The sequence below is a fragment of the Vibrio sp. 2130-1 genome (genome assembly GCF_033339515.1).
Genome location: NZ_JAWOUT010000003.1, coordinates 109783 through 128697, shown reverse-complemented (window position 1 = coordinate 128697; position 18915 = coordinate 109783). Strand labels below are relative to the sequence as shown.

Here is an 18915-nt window from a genome sequence, read left to right as displayed (position 1 = left end):
ATAGACCTCTGATTTCCGTATTTGGTTAAGCACCAAACTGAGTGATTTGATAGAAAGGAACGTTGCCAACGCCATGGACATTGACTAATGCTGCGCCACCAGTATTAGGAATGCGCACTTGCTCAACAGTGCCTGCCATCAGCACATTTGGACTTGCTTGCCCTTCTTGCACTTCTACGGCCACTGAGTATTTGCCTGGTTTAAGACCAAGTTCTTCAGGATTAATTGAAAAGTCGACGTCACCTTTGCCGTGAGCACCTAGTGGCACTTTAGTTGATTGACCAAATTCATCTTTAACAACTAACGTGACTTGGTTTGAGCTATGAGCGAGTTCGATTTTTCCGTTTTGTACGTCTTCACCAAGCTGAAATTCATCCGCGTTGACGTAAACCGTTTGCCCAACAAGGCCCGCTGTTGATAGCACTTGCATGTTGTCCAGTAACACCATGCTCTGTTGCATTGTCTTAGACATATTCTCGGTACTTTGTACCTGCGAGAACTGAGCCAATTGACCAACGTATTCCGTACCATCAAGGGGATTAAGTGGGTCTTGGTTTTGAATTTGAGCCACCATCAAAGAAATAAACTCATTCTCCAATGAAGAAGCACTGTTCATGTCTTTAGGGTTTGGTGAGATACCGTTGCTGTCTTTTGCTTTTGTATTTACTGGAGCGTCAGACGATAAAGGGGTGTATTGTGCAATACTCATTAGCTGCCCTGCCCTAATCTAAGCAGACCTTGCTGCATACTTTTTACATTGGCTAATACTTCAACATTCGTTTCGAAGCTGCGTGTTGCGGACATCATATCTGCCATTTCAGCAACTACATCAATATCTGGGTAAAACACATAGCCTTCATCATTAGCCAGTGGGTTGTTCGGCTCAAAACGCTTCTCTGCATCTCCAGCATTTTTAACAACGTCAACAATGCGAACTTCTGCATTGGGATAAGCTCCATTTTCTGTTGTCATTTGCGTTTTTTGGTACACAGTCGCAAATACTGGCTTAAGCGCTTTATAAGCATCTTCTGGATTTGCAGATACTGCATCTGCGTTTGCTAAGTTACTGGCTACCGTATTAAGACGCACAGTTTGTGCTGTCATCGCGGAACCAGTGATCGAGTAAATATCAGTGAATGACATAATTAACGTCCCTCAATCGCTTTCGCTAAGCCATTAAATTTCATGTTGAGAAACGTCAGGCTAGTTTGAAAGTCCATGTTGTTTTGCGTGAATTTTGCTTGTTCAACACCAAGCTCTACGGTGTTGCCATTTTTGCTATTCTGGTAAGGCACCGAGTATTGGGCCTGAACCTGGAACTTTGGCACCGGTTTGTTCACACCACCTGCCGTTACTTGGTTCATTACGGTGGTGAAACTTAGGTCTTTCGCCAAATACCCAGGGGTGTCAACATTTGCTAGGTTACTGGCGAGGACTTTGGTACGCTGAACGCGAAAATTAAGTGCCTCTGGATGTACTCCTAAAGCATTTTCAAATGTGATCGCCATGCATCTTCCTTACAGTTGGCTCGAATACGCCAACATACAAACAAGATACGTGCCATAAAAAATAGCTATATATATCAATGACTTACAAACAAGGATGGAAGCCAAACTTCCGGCTCTCGGAAAGCATTAAAAACAAGAGGAAAGTGTCCACTTCCTCAACAATAATGCTGACGTTACTCGCTTTGACATCAGAACAAGCATTCGCCAACACCAATGACAAAACCCTAAGCGTTGAAGAGATAAGGTCCGTTGTAGCAACGGATTTCGAACAAGAGGTGGATCGCGTAGCGCTCTCCAATCAGTGGGGGGAGTACAAACTAGACTTCGACATATGGGTGCCCGGTTCAGCCAATCACTTGCCAGAATGTGAATCGCCTTTAGTTATCACAGGTCGTGACAACAACACGTTGCCAGTCGGTAACCTCAAGCGCTCAGTCAGCTGCGACAATATCGCATCACCATGGCGAATTAACGTTACGATAAAGTCTTCGCTGACTCTGCCTGTTTTGGTCGCGACAACCACGGTTGGCCGAAATGAAGTCGTAACGGCTAAACACATAAAGCTTGAAACCCGAACCATCTCTCGCCAAGACGATTTTTATACTCGCCCCGAGCAAGCAGTAGGCTTAGAAACCTCTCGTCGTTTGCGGGCTGGACAAGTGGTTAATCCATCCAATTTGTCGGCCCCACCTCTAATCGAGAAAGGCAATGAAGTCATAGTCATTGCGAGCAAAAATGGATTTAGTGCCAGCACAAAAGGAGTCGCCTTAGAAGATGGAGCGAAAGGGCAACAAATTGACGTGGAAAACCCAAGTTCGGGCAAGGTCATAAGAGCAGTCGTAACTGGATTAAACCAGGTTCATACTCAATTTTGATTTTTTGACTCGGGGTAACATTTTTTAATTTTGGCTCTCGTCAGTAACACTGAACTTCGAGTACAAAAAAAATATTTAATGTTTATCACATTCTAACCGCCTACTTAATTTAGAACATGATGATGAGGACCACAGCATGAAAATCGACAAAGTCGCGGGCGGTCATGTCCCACAAACAAAATTACAGCAAGCAAGCAAACAGCCTGTCGACGTCGTCGAACAGAGCAAAGTACACGAGCCTGCATTTCAAGCGAATACCGTAGCGATAGATCGCGCTCAAGCTGAAATGGCATCACTACCTGATGTTGATATGGAAAAAGTAGAACAAGTACGCAACGCATTAGCGCGTGGTGAACTTAGCCTAGATACAAAAGTGCTATCCAAGGCAATCATGCAGTTCCATACAGGTCACGAGTAATAAAACGCTAGGAAGACATCATGGCAAGCGCAGTATCGCAGCGAATTCAACAATTTGTTCGCTCTATATCTGAGGATATTAAGCTTTATCAACAACTGCTTCCTTTGCTTCAGCAGCAAAAGGTATTGTACTTAAAGTTTGATGGAGAGGCACTGAACGACAATGTTCAGAAACAAATGCCGATACTCAATAAACTCAGCCGCTCCGCCAATGACAGAAGCCAGTGTATGCGAGCGCTGGGGTTAGCGTGTAATGACGCCAGCGTAAAACGAATTTTCAATGCTTTGCCTGCCCAAATAGGTATGCAAGCTAGAAAACAATGGGCGCTATTGGAAACGTTGGTAAGTCAGTGCCAACAATACAATCAGAGCAATGGCCACAGCTCTGCGGCGTTCCATGAGTTGGTCAGTCAACTCAAACAACCTGTGCAACACACTTATGAAGATAAATCGTTCTAAACGATGTTCGTCTTGCCTACAGATTCAGTCGCCATCTCGGCTGAGTACTGTAGGCCTTTTTATTTTTATTGCCTTTCTGTCCTACCTTCCAATCACATGCCAGGCAAAACCAAATGCTGTCGATATTCAAACGCAGTATCAAGTATTAGCACCATACAAACCACAAATTGCCAAGCGTATCGATTCATCCAAACCGGTAATTAACCACATTTTCAAACAGCTTCAAAACCACTCATTACCAAATAGCCTAGCCTTAGTGCCAATGTTAGAATCTTCTTACAACCCCAAAGCCGTTTCTCACGCTAACGCCGCCGGACTTTGGCAATTGATACCAACCACAGCGAAACGATTCGGATTAACGATAAATACAAAACAAGACGATCGCTTTGACACAGAAGCCAGCACAACGGCCGCGCTCAAGTACCTGGCGTTTTTATACAACAAATTCGATCAAAATATGGCTCTCACTTTAGCTGCCTACAATGCCGGAGAAGGACGTGTTGCACGTGCTATTCAGCGAGCAGGAAGTCGAGATTTCCAACAACTCACGCTGCCTAACGAGACTCGCCAATATGTCAGCCGCTTCTATGCATTGGAAAAGTTGATAGATATCGGTCAGTTACAATCCTCATCATTTCAACCTTTACTCTTATTTGCTCCAGACGCTCCTATGATTTCACAACCGCTGGTCGACTTTAGCCGACTGCCTCCGCTAGTTAATTTGTGATAAAAGCTACGACAGAGCTCAATGTCAGAGAAACGTAAAATCACAAGATCCTGTTCGGCGGATTTGAAAACTCGTGATCTCTATGCAAACGTGTGCAAAAAAGTTGAGGTATGGTATCTCAAAGATAAGAAAGAGTAGTGGTTTACTAAAAAGCGCCCCAATTGCGCTTGGCAATTGGGTAGATATGCGTCACATTGCGTTTGCAAAAAAACATGAAAACCAATGGTCAGACCTAATAATTATTTACACACTAAATGTAAAACAGCTATTGTTTTCATAGTTCGAAACAAATCTAATATATCAAGATGACGCTTCGCTTGCGCGTCTGGAATAAGTCCGGGTTCCGGGGGGGAGTCCGGACTTTTTTATTGCTCTAAAATCTTTGCCCACAATAGCGCCAACAGAAGCTAAGTCGTAATGATGCAAACTAGCTGTTTATAGTAATTCTTTAGAAATCAACTGAAGTAAAAACGTTTCGCGCTCAATGCTCATGCCTTTTTTCGGGCTTTCTGCCATCGTTTTTTCATTGTGTGCAATTGCTTCGTGTATGTTCATCCATACCGGGCGCATTCCATTTTTAACTTCGTAATCTTCATACGCCGTTTCGCCTAGCTCACGTTCGATTTTACATGTATAACAATACGACACCATGTGCATCACGTCAGCGTCGTCCTTGTACCACGGACGAAACTCCTCAAAGATTCCGAAAGGCTTAATACCATGTATATTTTGGGCGCCCGTTTCTTCCTCTAATTCACGGACTAATCCAGCAATGACATCTTCACCATCATCAATACCACCGCCTGGTAGCGTGTAGTCATGGTAACGTTCTGTATAGAGCAACAGCACATCTTCACCATCAAGTACAATGGCTCGCGCTGCATTGCGCTGAAAAACAATTTTGTCATCCAAATGCTCTATGTCTGGATGAACGGTCGATTTTAAATGTCTCATCGAAAATACCACGGTCAATGTTTTGTGCGCATATTACCGAATTTCACACTTTAAATCATTGTTGTAGGCCAGGTACGTTCGAGCGCTTGTCAGGAAGTGATTGATATGACCTTCACAACAATACGCCAAGAACAGAAGTGTGACGTGCTAATCAGCAATAAATGAGAATATCTAAATTCTTATACGTCCCTCTTACTTTTAACATCGATAAGACAATAATCTCTTAAAGTTGCCTATAATCAATACAATACTCGCCCACCCCATGCGGAGATAAAGAATGAAAAAGACAAATTTAATGATGGCTATGGCTGCAACATTGGTACTGGCTGGTTGTTCAACTTACGAGGGAGCGACCCGATCAACTGAGTATACCTCCGTTGCAAATCCCGCAGCCGTATACTGTGTTCAGCAAGGTGGTGAGCTGGATACCGTGTCGGAAAACGGCGAACGTGTCACTTACTGTGTGCTGTCGGACAATGAACGCGTCGAGCAATGGGAATACTATCGCGAGAATCACAAAGAAAATGAGGGTGACAACTACTAATTATTTTTATCGATACGTCACCTTCCCTCTATCACTTAGGAGCCTTTGGGCTCCTTTTTTATTTGATTTATCAAAGTGTTCTTACGTTGTTTTTACATATCTCTGACTTTACCGCACATCGACCCTATATCGAACAGTGTTCTATTCTTGACATTCCCCTGACATAACTTTCCACTTGGACAATAAAATTCCAAACACAGATCACACTAATTCACATTTCTTCCACATTTTCTGGGACAGGTGAGCAAGATGAAAACACAAATAGTAAAAGAAGCCGAGTCAGCCCCAAGCAACGTTGTTACTGAAAAATCAAAGCGCATTATTTATAAATCGAGTTTAAACGCCTTGATGATTGTCGCTATAAGTATTCTCGTTAACCTTAGTCTTCGTCTTGATTATGTCGTGTTGGGATCAAGCCTTGGCGAGCTTTCCGTTACAGAAACGCTCCAGCTTGTGATGCTTGCTATTGCATCATGGTCGTTTTTCAGCTTATCGAAACAACAGCCTCAGCTAAAGCATGCGGCTATTTTGATTGCAGGATTTTTTGCAGTACTGATTATTCGCGAAACGGACTATTGGACAGACATGATTCATCATGGCTCTTGGGTTTTCCCAGCACTTGCTGTCACCGCACTGGCTTGCGCCAAAGCTTACCAAGGTGGTAAAGGTACCATGAACGAAATGGCGACCATTTTAACGGTGCCACATATGAAGCTATTAGTTGGAGCTGTAATGCTATTATTAGTCTTCTCTCGTTTGTATGGTATGGGCAGTTTTTGGCAACAAGTGATGGACGAAAATTACATCCGTGATGTTAAAAATATCTCAGAAGAAGGTATAGAACTGCTTTGCTACTGTTTGATCGCATTAAGCGCCGTCCGCACAAAACGCGAGCTTAATGAATAGACTCTGGGTCAAAGCGACGGTTCAATGCCGTCAGTATCGGATGGAAGATACTTAATGCCTTTTCCGCAGCACCTACAGATTCATCCAAGGCCGTCATTTCGACGGCCTTTTTCATTTCTTCAATATGTTGCAAAGCCTCTTTATCAAGCGGGAAAGAGAGCAATTTGTGAATAGCATCTCTTGCGATCATAAGTGGCTTTTTTCGGACAATTGATAAATCTCGGAAAAATGCGCCATGCTTGATCCCTTCTAAATAAACTCGGTAGGTTGTGAGTTCATCGAGTAGCAAGAATGTCTCCGCCATAAGCCCTTTATGTGGGTATGGCACGCTAATATGTTTGCTGATATCCAGTGGAATATTGAGGGTCACCCCCATGGATTCGCAATCGGATTTAAGTACTCGTAATAAGCCTTGCTCATCCATCAAATTCTGGATATCAATGATTCGTTCGAGGTGGTAGTCATTAGACAGCAAGATAACCTCAACCGGATGCCCCGACCATAACTCGAACAACCCACTTTTGCACAAAACTTGGGAAACATAACGCATGTTTTGAAACGTGTTCAACGACTCCGTTTCTAAGAGTATATGACGTTCAGGGAACGGATTCACAGAGTCTGCGTTTAGGGTTCTAAAATACGCGTACATCGCCTCTGCTTCAGAAACACTTTGTCCTTGCGTTACTCCGCCACAAAAAATAATCGCCGTTCGCTCTGTCGGTAGTGATGCAGTCCTACAAGACAAAGCTTCGACTCTTGTTATGCCCTCAGAGGTCAACCTGTTATTGACGAGACGTTTACCTAAAACGATGACGATGTTGTCTAACTTCATTTTAAAATCTCGCGCTTAGTTGGCAGTGTTACAAAAATCTTCTTTCACTCCCGACCCACAAGCTTTAACATCTAGTTAACAATACTGTTCTAGAGACCTTTATAAAGGTTCACTGCTAAAGGAAGTCAATTATGCTGTCGATTTTCGATATATTTAAAATTGGTGTCGGGCCATCCAGCTCCCATACTAATGGTCCTATGCTTGCCGGATTCCATTTCACTCAGCTAGTTAGCGACTCTATGGCGAAAGTGCATCGGGTGCAAGTGGACCTTTATGGCTCATTGTCACTGACAGGTCGAGGGCACCATACAGACCGAGCCACGGTCCTTGGTTTGATGGGAAATAAACCTGATACCATCAAAATGAGCAGTGCCAAAAGTGCGCTACAAAATACCATAGACAATAATACGCTCATGCTCGCCGGTACACACCAAATTGAGTTTAGCTACGACCATGACATCGTCTTTCATAGCGACAACCTTCCCTTGCATGAAAATGGCATGACGATTACGGCATTAGACGCTGCTGGAGATCAAGTAGCGTTTGAAATTTATTACTCCATTGGGGGCGGATTCATCGCCACCGCCGACGAACTAGAGAACGGCACGCAACAAGATGAGGTCGCAGTACCATTTCCGTTTACATCCGCAGATGAGATGCTGGAAAAAGCCGAGACGAACGGTTTCAGCTTGGGAGGCATGATCCTCCAAAACGAACTCGCATTTCGCTCAGACGAAGAAATTAACCAAAGAGCAGAGCAAATTTGGAAAGTGATGTCGCTCTGCATGCAACGTGGCTTCGATACGGAAGGGATTTTGGAAGGTGGTCTAAATGTCACTCGTCGAGCACCAAACCTTTTGAAAAAGCTCGAAGCCAACGCTGCAGTTGAAAACGATCCGATGGAGATCATGGATTGGATCAATCTCTTCGCCTTTGCGGTTAGTGAAGAAAATGCAGCAGGAGGGCAAGTCGTCACTTCTCCAACGAATGGTGCAGCAGGGGTGATTCCGGCGGTATTGATGTACTACCATCGCTTCATCAAAGAGCTCGATGTTAAACAGCTAAAAGACTTTCTCGCAGTCGCCGGCGCTATCGGCATCTTATATAAAACTAACGCGTCAATTTCTGGTGCAGAAGTGGGGTGTCAGGGAGAAGTTGGGGTTTCTTCATCCATGGCTGCCGCTGGCTTAACAGCGCTAAGAGGGGGCAGTAACGAGCAGATTTGTATTGCTGCGGAAATTGCGATGGAGCATTCATTGGGTATGACTTGTGACCCGATTGGCGGCTTGGTTCAAGTACCTTGTATTGAAAGAAATGCCATGGGAGCAATGAAAGCGATTAATGCATCGCGTATGGCATTAAAGCGCACAAGTAAATGTTTAATTTCGTTAGATAAAGTTATCGAAACCATGTATCAGACTGGTAAAGATATGAATAAAAAATACCGTGAAACCTCTTTGGGGGGCTTAGCTGTCATTCATATGGCACCGCCATGCGAATAATGGCAGGTGGTCATTGCGCTTAGCTTCTCACCATGCGCTTATCTGGTAATTATGATCTGATGATATTACATATAGAAATGCCGCGTTCTTCGCGGCATTTTCTTAACAAGAAACTATTCGATTAATCACGTCGACCACGAAGTTCAATTTTTTGAGTTGCAGCATCCGAATGGATTGTTACACCGCCATAGGCCATTTCATTGCGACCCTTCAGCGTCAATTGAGAATCTGCACGCTCTACGTCAACCTGATTTTTCGTTGCCATCGTCATATCAATCGTGCCCGTGTATGACCCATCGCCAGCAAATGCTACGTTTGTTGAGCAAACCATCAAAACAAGTGCGATTAGTTTTTTCATACATCACCTCTATTATCGTTCTTACTTTCTGTCGGTGGAAAAACTGTAACAACAGAAACGCGCTCATACGAGGAAAGCCATTATTTACCAAATGGAAATCCATGCTAATAAACTGATGTAACCAAGAATAACTTATCGTTACCTTCAATAAATCAGGGATAAGGCAGCAACTTAAATTGACCGAGCGTTGTCTTTTCTTAAGAAATTCAGCGATATGATTTGTCGACAAAAGCCAAGCGAGAGAATGTATGAGCGTTAATCTGGATATTCAAAACATTTTGGTATTAAAACGGATGTATGAGCTACGTAACGTCCGGTTAGTCGCAGAATCACTCGGTAAAACGTCAGGAGCAATCAGCAAAAATCTGACTAAGATGAAAACTCAGCTCAATGATCCGCTATTCGTTCAGACCAAAAATGGCTTTGAACCAACAGCTTTTGTGGAAGCGAACATTGCGCATTTTGAGCAAATAATCAACAGTATTGATTCCATCAAACCACAGCATTTTTCACCAGCTCATTTTGACGGTTCAATCACTATTTATGCCAACACATTGTTTTGGGAGTACTTTGGTGACAAGTTTTACTTGGAGTTACTAAAGCACGCCCCAAACGCAAAATTCTCATGTTTGCGCTGGGGTAGCGAAGCAAAAAAACGATTAATTGACGGTGAAAACGCCATTGCGATTCATTACTTTGATGAAGATCTGCCACAGTCAATTGTTCAGACCGAACTAGGGCGAGGAAAAGCGGTATTTTTTGTTCGACAAGATCATCCCGCTCAAAACTCCCAAGAACTAGAAGAATACCCTTTTATACTTTTTAAAACGCCGGGATGGAATGACTACCGATACCCAGTGTTGGAAAGGCTCAAACATATGGGTTTTAGAACCACACCTAAAGTGGAAATTGAGCATCCAGCGATGATTCAAAAAGTGCTTCTGCAAACGAATCATTTTGGCATAACGATGAGTGGACATGTTCCTAAGGGTTGCCGGAGTATCGCGCTTCCTGCTGGGCTAGAGCTTGATGTTCGCTACGTGATGAGCTGTCGTCGCTCTCAACAGCAAGCTCCGGTAAATCAGTGGTTATTAGATGTCATTAAGCATGTCGCTCAGTCCTAGACTGATGACTTGCTACTGCTAATAATAGCTAAACCACACATGCGCTCTACTCACTCGCTGAACGAACATTAAAGACTCTGTATTAACCATTGAGCAAAGGTGTTTACGTGTGATTTTTCGGATGCTCGAACCATCATATAATGTGCACCAGAACTTGGCATATGCCAATTTCCAGCCTGGACTAATACGCCCTGTTGCAGCTCATCCTCAACAAGAAAGTCTCTTACCAGCAACACGCCAAGTTGATTAATCGCAGCATGAATAGCAAGCAATGAGTGTTCAAACTCGGCGACGACTTTGCTCACCTTCCCTTGGTAACCTTGGTGTGAAAGCCACTCTTGCCAAGATTCATGATAACCGCTAGTACAGATTTTAGGCGCTTTAGCTAACTGCGAGAGGTCATTTATCGGGTTTAAATGCATAAAGCCGGGGCTTGCGACAACAATCCAGTTTTCTTGGGTTAATCGTATGGCTTCTTGCTCTTGCCAATCTCCATCTCCGTTAATAATTTCGATATCCGCAATCGCACTGGCGTTTGGAACCGTATTAGCAGTGGTCGAGATTTTAAAGGAAATGTCTGGGAATTGTCGCTGAAAATCAGCCAACCTTGGCATTAACCACTGAGAGCAAAAGCTGTGAGCGACATGTAAGTTAACTTGCGTATTCTTGGGACGAGTAAATAAATGCTGCGTCGTGGTCGATAATGTTTGAAGCACATGATTAACCACAGGCCAGTATTCTTGTGCTGAGCAGGTCAGCGTAAGGTGCGTGCCCTTGCGCTCGAATAACGTCGCATTGAGCTGTGACTCTAGCGATTTCACCTGTTGGCTTACGGCCGCACGAGTCACATTTAGCTCCTCTGCGGCTTTTGTAAAACTCTGTAGTCGCGCCGTGGCTTCAAAAGCTCGGAGCAAATTGAGCGGCGGTAAACTTTGCATATCATTCTCCCAGACATTTAGCTGCCATGCTATGAACTGGTGATGACAAATTGATGAAGGTGCTGAGTTTACGTATGTTGAGCATATGTCAAAGCGTCCCGATATAACTATGTTTCTACACAACTACTTAGTTTGTTAAGCGGGATCAAAAAAGCCAGCGTGATACACGCTGGCTTTTGGAACTTTATCTTAAGCAGGAATTATTCTGCTTTTTCAGTTGTTTGGTATTCAAACGCAGGAACAACCACTTCAACACGACGGTTCATTTGACGACCTTGACGTGTCTCGTTGCTTGCCACTGGGTTAGCTTCACCCATGCCTTTCACTGTCATACGCTCAGCCGCAATACCTTTTGCTTGGAACTCGTCAGCAACGGCTTTCGCACGTTTTTCTGTGAGTTGCTTGTTGTAAGCAGCAGAACCTGTCGTATCGCTGTAACCCGTGATCTCAACTTGAGCTTGTGGGTAAGTATTCATCAAATCAACGGTACCAGAAAGGTTCGACGCGTCTTTCACTTCTGCACTTTCTAAGTCGAATTGTACTGTCGCTGTTGTTTGAGCAGGGTAAACGTGATCTACAATGCGTGTTGCAGGACGTGCTTCTACCACCTCTTCAACGGCTTTTTCTTGAACGACAGGCTCAGAGCCAAACTTGTAGTTGAAACCGATACCGAAGAAATCTGAATCCATGTCTTCAATTACATCATCAGACATATCTTGGTAGCGTTGGTATTCAGCACGTAGGCTCCAGTTGTAGTTGATTTGGTATTCAGCACCCAGAGAGCCAGTTGGTACGAAATCTTTCTCGTCACCAGCCATCATGTATGCAGCACCAACTTTCGCGAATAGATTCCAAGAATCCGTTAGCGGTAGGTTAAATTTAGGAGCAAGCGTCAACGCCCAAAGATCACCATCAACGGTGTTTAGGCCAGGCTTTTTGAAGTTTGCAGTGAAGTCACCAAGGTAATCAACACCATACTCTGCTGCAACGTACTTGTTGAAGCTGTAGCCTAAGTGCATAGATGCTGCAAAACTGTCGTCGTCACAAGGTTCGTTTAGGTAACACGCATCGTTTAGAGAGTTGTAACCTACTTTACCGCCCATGTAAGTGTCAGCAAGTGCAACGTTTGAGATCACACCACCAGCAAGTACAGTAGCCACTGCTATAGCGATTTTTTTCATTATTCTTTTCCTTTTTCTTGTACACAAAGCAACACACCGCGGCAGCATACTGCCGTAAAATATGAAGCCGTAACTTTCTCTTTTCTTCGAATAGAAATAGCTAAATAGCGTAGGAAAGAATCAAAAATGATATTCAAACGCCAATGACGTAAAACGGAAAAAGGTAACCTCAAGACCATCTATTCATGAGCTTCATCCGCATACCCAACCGAAAAATAAAGTTCGTTGCGTTGGTTTAGCCATAGTCAATTCGTTGCGGAGAATATCACAAAGAAGCCAACTTTCTGTGACGCAAATCACCATAAAAAGCCACTTTCTCAAATTTAAGAATCATCATTTAAGCTTGTGAATGGCAACAAATTTTTACAGGGGAGCGTGGATATGGAGAGCACAAAAAAACAGCTCATTTAAAATGAGCTGTTTTCGAAATAATGAAAAAGCGTTAACTCGTCGCGCTAAATTTTATCCGCTACGGTTAACGTTGCAGCTAATACATCTTGCCCAAACAAAACACTACGCTCAGGAGACCAACCGTAAAGTGGATCTGGGTGATTGTTGTTATCTTTAAATGGCATTTCGATTGTGTAAGACAAGCATTTGAACTGCTCTGCAACCCAATTTGAACCGACCGTCAAATTCGCTTTACCAGGCTCATCTTTATCGTAACCAATCTCATCTTGGAACTCTGGCGTAATAGTCAGTAACGCTTGCTTAAATGATGTCTCTAAAGCGGCAAGATTTTCATCGTAAGAAGGAATACCTTCTGAGCCAGCGACGAAGTTATACGGAATCGCTTCATCGCCATGAATATCTAAAAACATGTCAACACCCGTTTCCAGCATGCGCTGACGCACAAGGTAGACTTCTGGGCTCTTTTCCATTGATGGCGTTTGCCATTCACGATTTAGGTTTACGCCTACTGCGTTGGTACGCAAGTGACCGCGAATACCACCGTCTGGGTTCATGTTTGGTACGACGTAAAGCACCGCTTTTTCAAGCAATGCACGCGCAACCGTGTCGTTTTCATCTAACAGACGTTGGATCATACCTTCCATGAACCATTCCGCCATTGTCTCACCTGGGTGCTGACGTGCAATCATCCAGATTTTCTTTTTGCCTTCTTCTGGCTCACCGAAAGTAAGCAAGCTCATGTCATTGCCATCTAGCGTATGACCAAGCGTCTCTAGTTGGCAGTGGTGCGCGCTTTGTGCCATGTGTAACAAGTCTAAATGACGATCGTACGTGTATGGCGCAAAGTACGCGAAGTAAATTGAGCTGCGCTCAGGGATTACAGTGAAAGTCAGCGTGTCGCCATCGAACTCTGCCGGTAGTCGGAACCATTCTTCACGATCGTAAGACGCAACCACATCGTAACCTTGCCATCCTTCTGGATAAGCCGATTTAGCCAAATCAAGCAATTTGATGGTGTGTGATTGCTCAGCTTCTGTCTCAAGACGGAAGTGGAACCACTGGTAGAATTCCGACATATTGTCGTTAGGAATTTTGAGTTGGATGTCGTTTTTGTCGTCCGCTTTCACTACGTGAATGCTGCCGCTATCGAAGTTGCTGAATACTTTCATTTTATGACTCACCTTTTAAATCTGAGCTTGAAAGACAGAGGCTAACACAAGGCTTCATCGCGCCCCAATGACTTTCACTGCAAACTGTCTCGTTTGTGGCTAAAGTCTTCAGTTTAGTCAAGCTTATCCGCTTTGCCTGCTGGTCCCGCGAGTTTTGCTAGCCACTTATCCCAGATAAACGGCGTTTTCTCGTTATCTTCTGCTTCCTCTTTTCGACGTACCGCGTTGCGCACTATCATAGCCCCGGTCCAGCGAAGCGGTTCTGGTGGGAAATACCCCAACGGTCCTTTGGCTAAACCACTGTTCGTCCACTCGTTATCGATTCCCAATATCAATGAAGATAAGATCTTTCCGCCCATTCGAGTCTGCGCTACCCCGTTACCCGAATAACCAAAGCCATAAAAGATATTGCTTTGGTTATCTAACTCACCGAAGAATGGAAAACCAGTAGCAGAGCGGTCTGAACCGCCCGTCCATGAATAAGCGAACTCAGCCCCTTTCAAACGTGGGAACAGCTTATCGAACGACTTACGCAGTAGATCTTGATAGCGCGTTGGCTTGTTGAACATTGCATTGACTTGGTTGTTGAAAGAGAACTGATTGCCGCCTTTCCCCAACATCAAACGGCCATCTGGCGTATCTCGGTAATAGTGGACGAAGATACGTGAATCCAACACGCTAGAGCCTGCCTGCCAACCAGATTGAGATAGCGCATCACCAAGCGGTTTGGTGATCACCATGTCGGAAGAGACCACCACGATACTGCTTTTGAATTGCTTAAACTGCTCCACCATCCACGCGTTTAGTGCCAACACCACCTGCTGCGCTTGAACATTTCCTTTAGGTGTACAGACAGTGGCAGGTTTTCCATAATCTAAACGCGTCATCGGCGTGTTCTCATAGATTTCAACACCCAACTCCATTGCGACGCGTCTTAATCCTCTCGCCAATAAAGCAGGTTGAACGCTGGCAGCAACTGGAGAGTGAAAGCCCTCTATATTGCGCGGCGATCCCGCATTGGCACGCAACTCCTCAGTTTGGCAATGGCGCCAACTGTTCACTTCTAAACGCTTTAACTCGTCCACAACTGGCTGCATGCCCCCAGTTTGAGCCTGATTGGTTGCAGTGTAATAAACCCCTTTCAATGATAATTGCGCATCGATGTTGTGCTGCTGACAAAAGTCGTCAATCTCGAGCACTGCTTGTTCCGACTCTTTTACTAACCAAGCAGCATGTTGTTCACCGAATAACCGTTTCAATGTCGGAAACTTTGTCGACCAAGTCAGCATACAACCGCCGTTTGCGCCCGATGCACCACTGCCACATAAGCCCTTTTCGATAACAACCACCTGTTTTGCCGGAGATTGCTGCTTAATCATAATCGCGGTCCAAAGTCCGGTGTATCCGCCACCAACAATCGCAACGTCAGTATTAATGTTCTGCTGTAACGGTTGTGGCGTTTCTGGTTGCTCAGCTTCAATTGCCTGCTTGAACCAATATGAATGATGTGTCATCGGGTATCCTCGTTAGTGCGTTACATCCATTTCCGCAAACACTTTACAAACGATGATGACAATCAACGAGCAAGAAAATCTAACGCTGAGCGATAGAAAATGTTGCACTGAGAGTGTGAAAATTTTCGCTTTCGACAAAAACAAAATGGGGAGCTCGTGGCTCCCCAAAACAAACAGCAAAAAATATTAGTGGTAAACAATTCAAGTCCGTCTTACTGGTTAGTATTTACCGGTATCACGCATGCGGTACTCGTATTGAACATTGAGAATAGGCTGGTAAACAACTTGCCCGTCACTTTGCAAGAACTCATTTACCATGACTTTTGAGTCAGTGATAGAAAACGATTGGCGATCAACATACGTTGTAAGGCTCGTAAACTCATCACGGAGTTGTCCAGATGATTTATTTTGGTAGCTTTGGATCATGTCTCGGCCCATTTCATAAGCCGCTTGTTTGCTATCCATTACGTCGCCATGGATAGTTTCGGTATCGTTTGTCCACTGATAACCACCAGCAAGAGCCATAGAAGGTGCAGCAATCAGAGCAATCGTACTTGCTAAAGTTGTTAAGCGTTTCATAAACCTCTCCTTACTTACCTTTACATCGGGCCAAAATTGGCTCGATACTTATAAGGTACGTATAAAGACCTAAAACACGTCAAAACAATTTCAAATAATGTTCAATTTTCGTTCAACTTATTTCACATTAACTTAGCAACTCAACGTCATATTCAGCCGACATTCGCATTTTCTTTCTTTTGAACAATGGGTTTCAACCTGACACTTCCTTACCAAACCATACAATACCTAAGGTCAATTTTCTCTTAGAATCCCAGCAAAAGAACAGTGTTCAAAACCTTACACAAACGTCGGACACAGCAAAAACCACCTCTTTTCAGTCGTGCTTTGCATTCCTCCTTTTCGGGTTCTTCGCTGCTCGTCCGTCGGTTCTTAATTGTCGCTATTGAGCACAAGTTAATCTGGAGTGAAAATGACCGCGAACAAATCCATTTTTTACCATAGCAAATCGATTTACTCAGATGATTATGCTGATGTCTACAAGCCAATTTGGACCTACAGAGCTAAGTTCATCTTACGTGCGCTTTATTACAAACGTGCATTTAAGCACCTTTCAGACAATATTGAATCGTCATTGTTAGAGTTGCTTTGTACACGTACGCATCGGTTTTTAGAGAAACCGTTTCGTCCGTATATCATCAAAAACAACTCAGCGTTCGATCGTTCTAACTTGGTAGTTGATCACTATAAAACTATTTCAGAACTGTTTTCTAAACAAACAATCGAAGAAATCTACACAGACTCGAAAGGCCTAACATTAGCCTCTTTTGAAATTGACGAAATACTGTACTCGGTGAGATTAGTATACGAAGCACGTTATCAAAAAGAAGGCGACATGAGCCTAGTGCTGCACAGCGCTGAAGATGGCAACTTCTACACGCTCTCTTTTACGCTAGGTCACATCGAATCTGGACGCAGCATTATGATTGGCGGCTTACAAGGACCGCGAAGCAGTGAAGAAAACAACGCGAAAATTAAAAAGCTAACTCGTAAGCTTTACGGACAGAGACCAAAAAGCTTGATGGTGAGCTTGCTCACTTTGCTCGCACAAATTTGGGAAGTAAATACGATTCTAGCGGTGAAAACGCAGTCCCATACTTACGCAGCTAAACGTTACAGCAAAGGGCGAATAAAAACGGATTACGATGCACTCTGGCAAGAATTGGGCGGCACCGAATACAATCGTCATTTTTACTCAATTGATGTAAATGCACCCCGTCGAGATATCGAAGGCATGTCGCGCTCTAAGCGTTCGATGTATCGTCGCCGTTATGAATGGCTAGACAACACCAAGGTCACTTTCGAACAAATATTAAAAGGCGAGCAAGCTAAAAGCTAAGGAGAAGCGTTCATGCGTTATTCATTCATTACTGCTTTAGTGCTGTCGGCTTTTTCTTTGTCAACCAATGCAGAAACCAGTGTGCACATCATAGGTACAAACATTGGCTATGGCGATGTGAACTACGATGCTCCGACAAGCAAAGAATCAGGCGACATGTTCTTAGGTGAAATATATTACCGCTACATGCCAACACATAACTTTGGTATCGAAGCAGGTTATAAAGGCGCGTTTGACGGTATCGGCTCGATACTCGTGAGTCCGATTTCAGAAGTCACCGATACGAGCTTCTCCGGACCTCGCTTGAGTGGCTATGCTAGCTATCCTCTGGGTTCAGGTTTCGAACTGTACGGCAAGGCAGGTGTCACTCTCTACACTCTCGAATACACTTATAAAGTGAACGGTCAGAGCAAGAACATCGAACACTCAAGTGTCGGAGGTGAAGCGGCTGGCGGTATCGGCTGGAGCTATAAACACTTTGGTTTGAATGCAGAATATGTGTACTCAAAAAACAGCGATTTTGACTCTAGCGGCGTGATGTTTGGTGCGCAACTGCGTTTTTAAACAAGGCTTACAAGTTAATACAAAAGGCAGCGAGAGGCTCATTCGCTGCCTTTTTTCGTGAATATAGGTCAATACGCAAGCGCGAGAATGATCCCAGCCACGATAGAAGTAACGCCAAGCCCTCGGGTGAGATACCATTTCTCAGACAGAAACCAAATCCCCATAAACAATCCAAACACGATGCTGATTTGCCTTAGTGCCACCACCAAACTTACGTTGTCTGTCATGGTCATCGCAAACAACACCAAGCCGTAGGTGGATGCCATCATTACCCCTGCCATGCTGGCTGTTTTGCGGATCTGCCACGCTGTCTCAATCTCATCTGGCTTGCCGATAACTAAGCACCATACAAGGGCTGGAATACCAATCGCCCAAAACTGCACGCCCAAGTAGAAGATTGCACTGTACTGATCATTCAAGATCTCTGATGCTTGTCTTGTGAGTAAACTCAGCGCTTCTTTATCAACCACGGAGTAACCCGTTGTGCCTATTGCGGCAATCAATGCCCAGAACACACCAACGTTCAAATAAGAGCCCAATGTCATCTGACGAAAGTTCGTCAGTGGTACCAGCATACAACCAAGTGTAATCAGCAAGAATCCAAACCACTGCTGACTGGATAACTCATGCCCCAATGCCACACTGATTCCGCCGACCATCATCACAGGCAGCGCCCGAGCAATCGGATAAACCACACCCACATCAGCGTGCTTGTAAGCGACAATCAAACCAACCAGATAGACCATTTGTGAAATGCCGCTAATGAACAGCAACCCCCAAAACTCACTCGGTAATGATGTCCAGCCAATGGTTGCCAAATACCAAATCAAATAAGGGGTAAGAATGAAACATGCAGAAAAGCTGGCCGCTATAGTAAACGCGAGCCCTGACCCAGAGTTGCTTTTACCAAGGATATTCCAACCCGCATGGAGAACAGCAGAAAAAACGACGAGACCAATCGCCAACAAATCCATTTCAATGTCCCTGTCTGAATAAAATAAAGGCCCCGAGATG

22 protein-coding genes are annotated in these 18915 nt (G+C 44.2%); 10 read left to right on the top strand and 12 right to left on the bottom strand.

The window, feature by feature from the left end; translation table 11 throughout:
• Positions 1 to 25 precede the first annotated feature (25 nt).
• The 3 genes from flgD to flgB are packed head-to-tail and all read right to left on the bottom strand — an operon-like array spanning position 26 to position 1508.
• Positions 26 to 709: a flagellar hook assembly protein FlgD gene (flgD, locus tag R7Q09_RS05325; protein ID WP_005384410.1), complete on the bottom strand. Its 684-nt coding sequence runs from the start codon at positions 707 to 709 to the stop codon at positions 26 to 28.
• Positions 709 to 1143 (bottom strand): flagellar basal body rod protein FlgC, encoded by a 435-nt coding sequence (gene flgC / locus R7Q09_RS05320; protein ID WP_005374012.1) that lies wholly within the window; start codon positions 1141 to 1143, stop codon positions 709 to 711. Before flgC ends, flgD begins: the two co-directional genes overlap by 1 nt.
• A 2-nt stretch (positions 1144 to 1145) precedes the next feature.
• Positions 1146 to 1508, bottom strand: a complete 363-nt coding sequence (flgB, locus tag R7Q09_RS05315) for a flagellar basal body rod protein FlgB (protein WP_005374013.1) — start codon at positions 1506 to 1508, stop codon at positions 1146 to 1148.
• Between the two features lie 77 nt (positions 1509 to 1585).
• Between flgB and flgA the strand changes: the two genes are divergently transcribed.
• From flgA to R7Q09_RS05295, 4 genes are all read left to right on the top strand, one after another.
• Positions 1586 to 2383 (top strand): flagellar basal body P-ring formation chaperone FlgA, encoded by a 798-nt coding sequence (flgA, locus tag R7Q09_RS05310; protein WP_064376169.1) that lies wholly within the window; start codon positions 1586 to 1588, stop codon positions 2381 to 2383.
• 136 nt (positions 2384 to 2519) lie between these two features.
• On the top strand, positions 2520 to 2801 hold the full coding sequence (flgM, locus tag R7Q09_RS05305) for a flagellar biosynthesis anti-sigma factor FlgM (protein ID WP_005374016.1): 282 nt from the start codon (positions 2520 to 2522) through the stop codon (positions 2799 to 2801).
• A 20-nt stretch (positions 2802 to 2821) separates the two neighbouring features.
• Positions 2822 to 3259 carry a flagellar export chaperone FlgN gene (flgN, locus tag R7Q09_RS05300; RefSeq protein ID WP_005374018.1) on the top strand — a complete coding sequence of 146 codons (438 nt, stop codon included), beginning with the start codon at positions 2822 to 2824 and terminating at the stop codon, positions 3257 to 3259.
• Positions 3240 to 3986 (top strand): lytic transglycosylase domain-containing protein, encoded by a 747-nt coding sequence (locus tag R7Q09_RS05295; RefSeq protein ID WP_318070572.1) that lies wholly within the window; start codon positions 3240 to 3242, stop codon positions 3984 to 3986. The genes flgN and R7Q09_RS05295 overlap by 20 nt, the downstream gene beginning before the upstream one ends.
• Positions 3987 to 4421: 435 nt before the next feature.
• Here the strand turns inward: R7Q09_RS05295 and R7Q09_RS05290 are convergent, their stop codons facing one another.
• Positions 4422 to 4940, bottom strand: a complete 519-nt coding sequence (locus tag R7Q09_RS05290; protein ID WP_005374021.1) for an NUDIX hydrolase — start codon at positions 4938 to 4940, stop codon at positions 4422 to 4424.
• Between the two features lie 277 nt (positions 4941 to 5217).
• On the opposite strand from R7Q09_RS05290, the gene R7Q09_RS05285 reads away from it, so the two are divergent.
• Complete coding sequence (locus R7Q09_RS05285; RefSeq protein ID WP_005374023.1) at positions 5218 to 5484, top strand: DUF333 domain-containing protein; 267 nt, start codon at positions 5218 to 5220, stop codon at positions 5482 to 5484.
• Positions 5485 to 5733: 249 nt separating this feature from the next.
• On the top strand, positions 5734 to 6390 hold the full coding sequence (locus R7Q09_RS05280) for a hypothetical protein (protein ID WP_005374025.1): 657 nt from the start codon (positions 5734 to 5736) through the stop codon (positions 6388 to 6390).
• On the opposite strand, the gene R7Q09_RS05275 is transcribed toward R7Q09_RS05280, so the two are convergent.
• Complete coding sequence (locus R7Q09_RS05275; protein ID WP_318070571.1) at positions 6380 to 7222, bottom strand: YdcF family protein; 843 nt, start codon at positions 7220 to 7222, stop codon at positions 6380 to 6382. The two genes, R7Q09_RS05280 and R7Q09_RS05275, sit on opposite strands and share 11 nt — an antisense overlap.
• Positions 7223 to 7353: 131 nt before the next feature.
• Between R7Q09_RS05275 and R7Q09_RS05270 the strand changes: the two genes are divergently transcribed.
• Entirely contained in the window at positions 7354 to 8724 is a 1371-nt protein-coding gene (locus R7Q09_RS05270; RefSeq protein WP_017819764.1) for an L-serine ammonia-lyase, read from the top strand.
• Between the two features lie 121 nt (positions 8725 to 8845).
• Here R7Q09_RS05270 and R7Q09_RS05265 read toward each other — a convergent pair whose 3' ends face one another.
• The gene (locus R7Q09_RS05265; RefSeq protein ID WP_005374030.1) at positions 8846 to 9082 is read right to left on the bottom strand and encodes a hypothetical protein; all 237 of its coding nucleotides are present in this window, start codon (positions 9080 to 9082) and stop codon (positions 8846 to 8848) included.
• Positions 9083 to 9330: 248 nt separating this feature from the next.
• Here R7Q09_RS05265 and R7Q09_RS05260 point away from each other — a divergent pair, with 248 nt between their 5' ends.
• Entirely contained in the window at positions 9331 to 10206 is an 876-nt protein-coding gene (locus R7Q09_RS05260) for a LysR family transcriptional regulator (protein ID WP_005384388.1), read from the top strand.
• Positions 10207 to 10274: 68 nt separating this feature from the next.
• On the opposite strand, the gene R7Q09_RS05255 is transcribed toward R7Q09_RS05260, so the two are convergent.
• The 5 genes from R7Q09_RS05255 to R7Q09_RS05235 all read right to left on the bottom strand — a co-directional run bounded on the left by R7Q09_RS05255 (position 10275) and on the right by R7Q09_RS05235 (position 15998).
• Positions 10275 to 11144, bottom strand: coding sequence for a LysR substrate-binding domain-containing protein (locus tag R7Q09_RS05255; protein WP_064369425.1), 870 nt, complete (start codon positions 11142 to 11144; stop codon positions 10275 to 10277).
• Between the two features lie 200 nt (positions 11145 to 11344).
• Entirely contained in the window at positions 11345 to 12325 is a 981-nt protein-coding gene (locus tag R7Q09_RS05250; protein ID WP_005374035.1) for an OmpA family protein, read from the bottom strand.
• Positions 12326 to 12780: 455 nt separating this feature from the next.
• Positions 12781 to 13905: a M14-type cytosolic carboxypeptidase gene (locus R7Q09_RS05245; protein ID WP_130546464.1), complete on the bottom strand. Its 1125-nt coding sequence runs from the start codon at positions 13903 to 13905 to the stop codon at positions 12781 to 12783.
• A 113-nt stretch (positions 13906 to 14018) separates the two neighbouring features.
• The gene (locus tag R7Q09_RS05240; protein ID WP_318070570.1) at positions 14019 to 15419 is read right to left on the bottom strand and encodes an FAD-dependent oxidoreductase; all 1401 of its coding nucleotides are present in this window, start codon (positions 15417 to 15419) and stop codon (positions 14019 to 14021) included.
• A 219-nt stretch (positions 15420 to 15638) separates the two neighbouring features.
• Positions 15639 to 15998, bottom strand: coding sequence for a DUF3316 domain-containing protein (locus R7Q09_RS05235; protein WP_017819758.1), 360 nt, complete (start codon positions 15996 to 15998; stop codon positions 15639 to 15641).
• 412 nt (positions 15999 to 16410) lie between these two features.
• Here R7Q09_RS05235 and R7Q09_RS05230 point away from each other — a divergent pair, with 412 nt between their 5' ends.
• The gene (locus R7Q09_RS05230; RefSeq protein WP_005374042.1) at positions 16411 to 17337 is read left to right on the top strand and encodes a VirK/YbjX family protein; all 927 of its coding nucleotides are present in this window, start codon (positions 16411 to 16413) and stop codon (positions 17335 to 17337) included.
• Between the two features lie 12 nt (positions 17338 to 17349).
• Positions 17350 to 17901: an outer membrane beta-barrel protein gene (locus R7Q09_RS05225; protein ID WP_182015801.1), complete on the top strand. Its 552-nt coding sequence runs from the start codon at positions 17350 to 17352 to the stop codon at positions 17899 to 17901.
• Positions 17902 to 17969: 68 nt separating this feature from the next.
• Here R7Q09_RS05225 and R7Q09_RS05220 read toward each other — a convergent pair whose 3' ends face one another.
• Positions 17970 to 18875 carry an EamA family transporter gene (locus tag R7Q09_RS05220; RefSeq protein ID WP_318070569.1) on the bottom strand — a complete coding sequence of 302 codons (906 nt, stop codon included), beginning with the start codon at positions 18873 to 18875 and terminating at the stop codon, positions 17970 to 17972.
• Positions 18876 to 18915 lie beyond the last annotated feature (40 nt).

Excerpts from the sequence above, each read along its gene's own strand:
- flgD (WP_005384410.1), bottom strand. The coding sequence starts at position 709 with ATGAGTATTGCACAATACACCCCTTTATCGTCTGACGCTCCAGTAAAT.
- flgC (WP_005374012.1), bottom strand. The coding sequence starts at position 1,143 with ATGTCATTCACTGATATTTACTCGATCACTGGTTCCGCGATGACAGCA.
- flgB (WP_005374013.1), bottom strand. The coding sequence starts at position 1,508 with ATGGCGATCACATTTGAAAATGCTTTAGGAGTACATCCAGAGGCACTT.
- flgA (WP_064376169.1), top strand. The coding sequence starts at position 1,586 with ATGACTTACAAACAAGGATGGAAGCCAAACTTCCGGCTCTCGGAAAGC.
- flgM (WP_005374016.1), top strand. The coding sequence starts at position 2,520 with ATGAAAATCGACAAAGTCGCGGGCGGTCATGTCCCACAAACAAAATTA.
- flgN (WP_005374018.1), top strand. The coding sequence starts at position 2,822 with ATGGCAAGCGCAGTATCGCAGCGAATTCAACAATTTGTTCGCTCTATA.
- R7Q09_RS05295 (WP_318070572.1), top strand. The coding sequence starts at position 3,240 with ATGAAGATAAATCGTTCTAAACGATGTTCGTCTTGCCTACAGATTCAG.
- R7Q09_RS05290 (WP_005374021.1), bottom strand. The coding sequence starts at position 4,940 with ATGAGACATTTAAAATCGACCGTTCATCCAGACATAGAGCATTTGGAT.
- R7Q09_RS05285 (WP_005374023.1), top strand. The coding sequence starts at position 5,218 with ATGAAAAAGACAAATTTAATGATGGCTATGGCTGCAACATTGGTACTG.
- R7Q09_RS05280 (WP_005374025.1), top strand. The coding sequence starts at position 5,734 with ATGAAAACACAAATAGTAAAAGAAGCCGAGTCAGCCCCAAGCAACGTT.
- R7Q09_RS05275 (WP_318070571.1), bottom strand. The coding sequence starts at position 7,222 with ATGAAGTTAGACAACATCGTCATCGTTTTAGGTAAACGTCTCGTCAAT.
- R7Q09_RS05270 (WP_017819764.1), top strand. The coding sequence starts at position 7,354 with ATGCTGTCGATTTTCGATATATTTAAAATTGGTGTCGGGCCATCCAGC.
- R7Q09_RS05265 (WP_005374030.1), bottom strand. The coding sequence starts at position 9,082 with ATGAAAAAACTAATCGCACTTGTTTTGATGGTTTGCTCAACAAACGTA.
- R7Q09_RS05260 (WP_005384388.1), top strand. The coding sequence starts at position 9,331 with ATGAGCGTTAATCTGGATATTCAAAACATTTTGGTATTAAAACGGATG.
- R7Q09_RS05255 (WP_064369425.1), bottom strand. The coding sequence starts at position 11,144 with ATGCAAAGTTTACCGCCGCTCAATTTGCTCCGAGCTTTTGAAGCCACG.
- R7Q09_RS05250 (WP_005374035.1), bottom strand. The coding sequence starts at position 12,325 with ATGAAAAAAATCGCTATAGCAGTGGCTACTGTACTTGCTGGTGGTGTG.
- R7Q09_RS05245 (WP_130546464.1), bottom strand. The coding sequence starts at position 13,905 with ATGAAAGTATTCAGCAACTTCGATAGCGGCAGCATTCACGTAGTGAAA.
- R7Q09_RS05240 (WP_318070570.1), bottom strand. The coding sequence starts at position 15,419 with ATGACACATCATTCATATTGGTTCAAGCAGGCAATTGAAGCTGAGCAA.
- R7Q09_RS05235 (WP_017819758.1), bottom strand. The coding sequence starts at position 15,998 with ATGAAACGCTTAACAACTTTAGCAAGTACGATTGCTCTGATTGCTGCA.
- R7Q09_RS05230 (WP_005374042.1), top strand. The coding sequence starts at position 16,411 with ATGACCGCGAACAAATCCATTTTTTACCATAGCAAATCGATTTACTCA.
- R7Q09_RS05225 (WP_182015801.1), top strand. The coding sequence starts at position 17,350 with ATGCGTTATTCATTCATTACTGCTTTAGTGCTGTCGGCTTTTTCTTTG.
- R7Q09_RS05220 (WP_318070569.1), bottom strand. The coding sequence starts at position 18,875 with ATGGATTTGTTGGCGATTGGTCTCGTCGTTTTTTCTGCTGTTCTCCAT.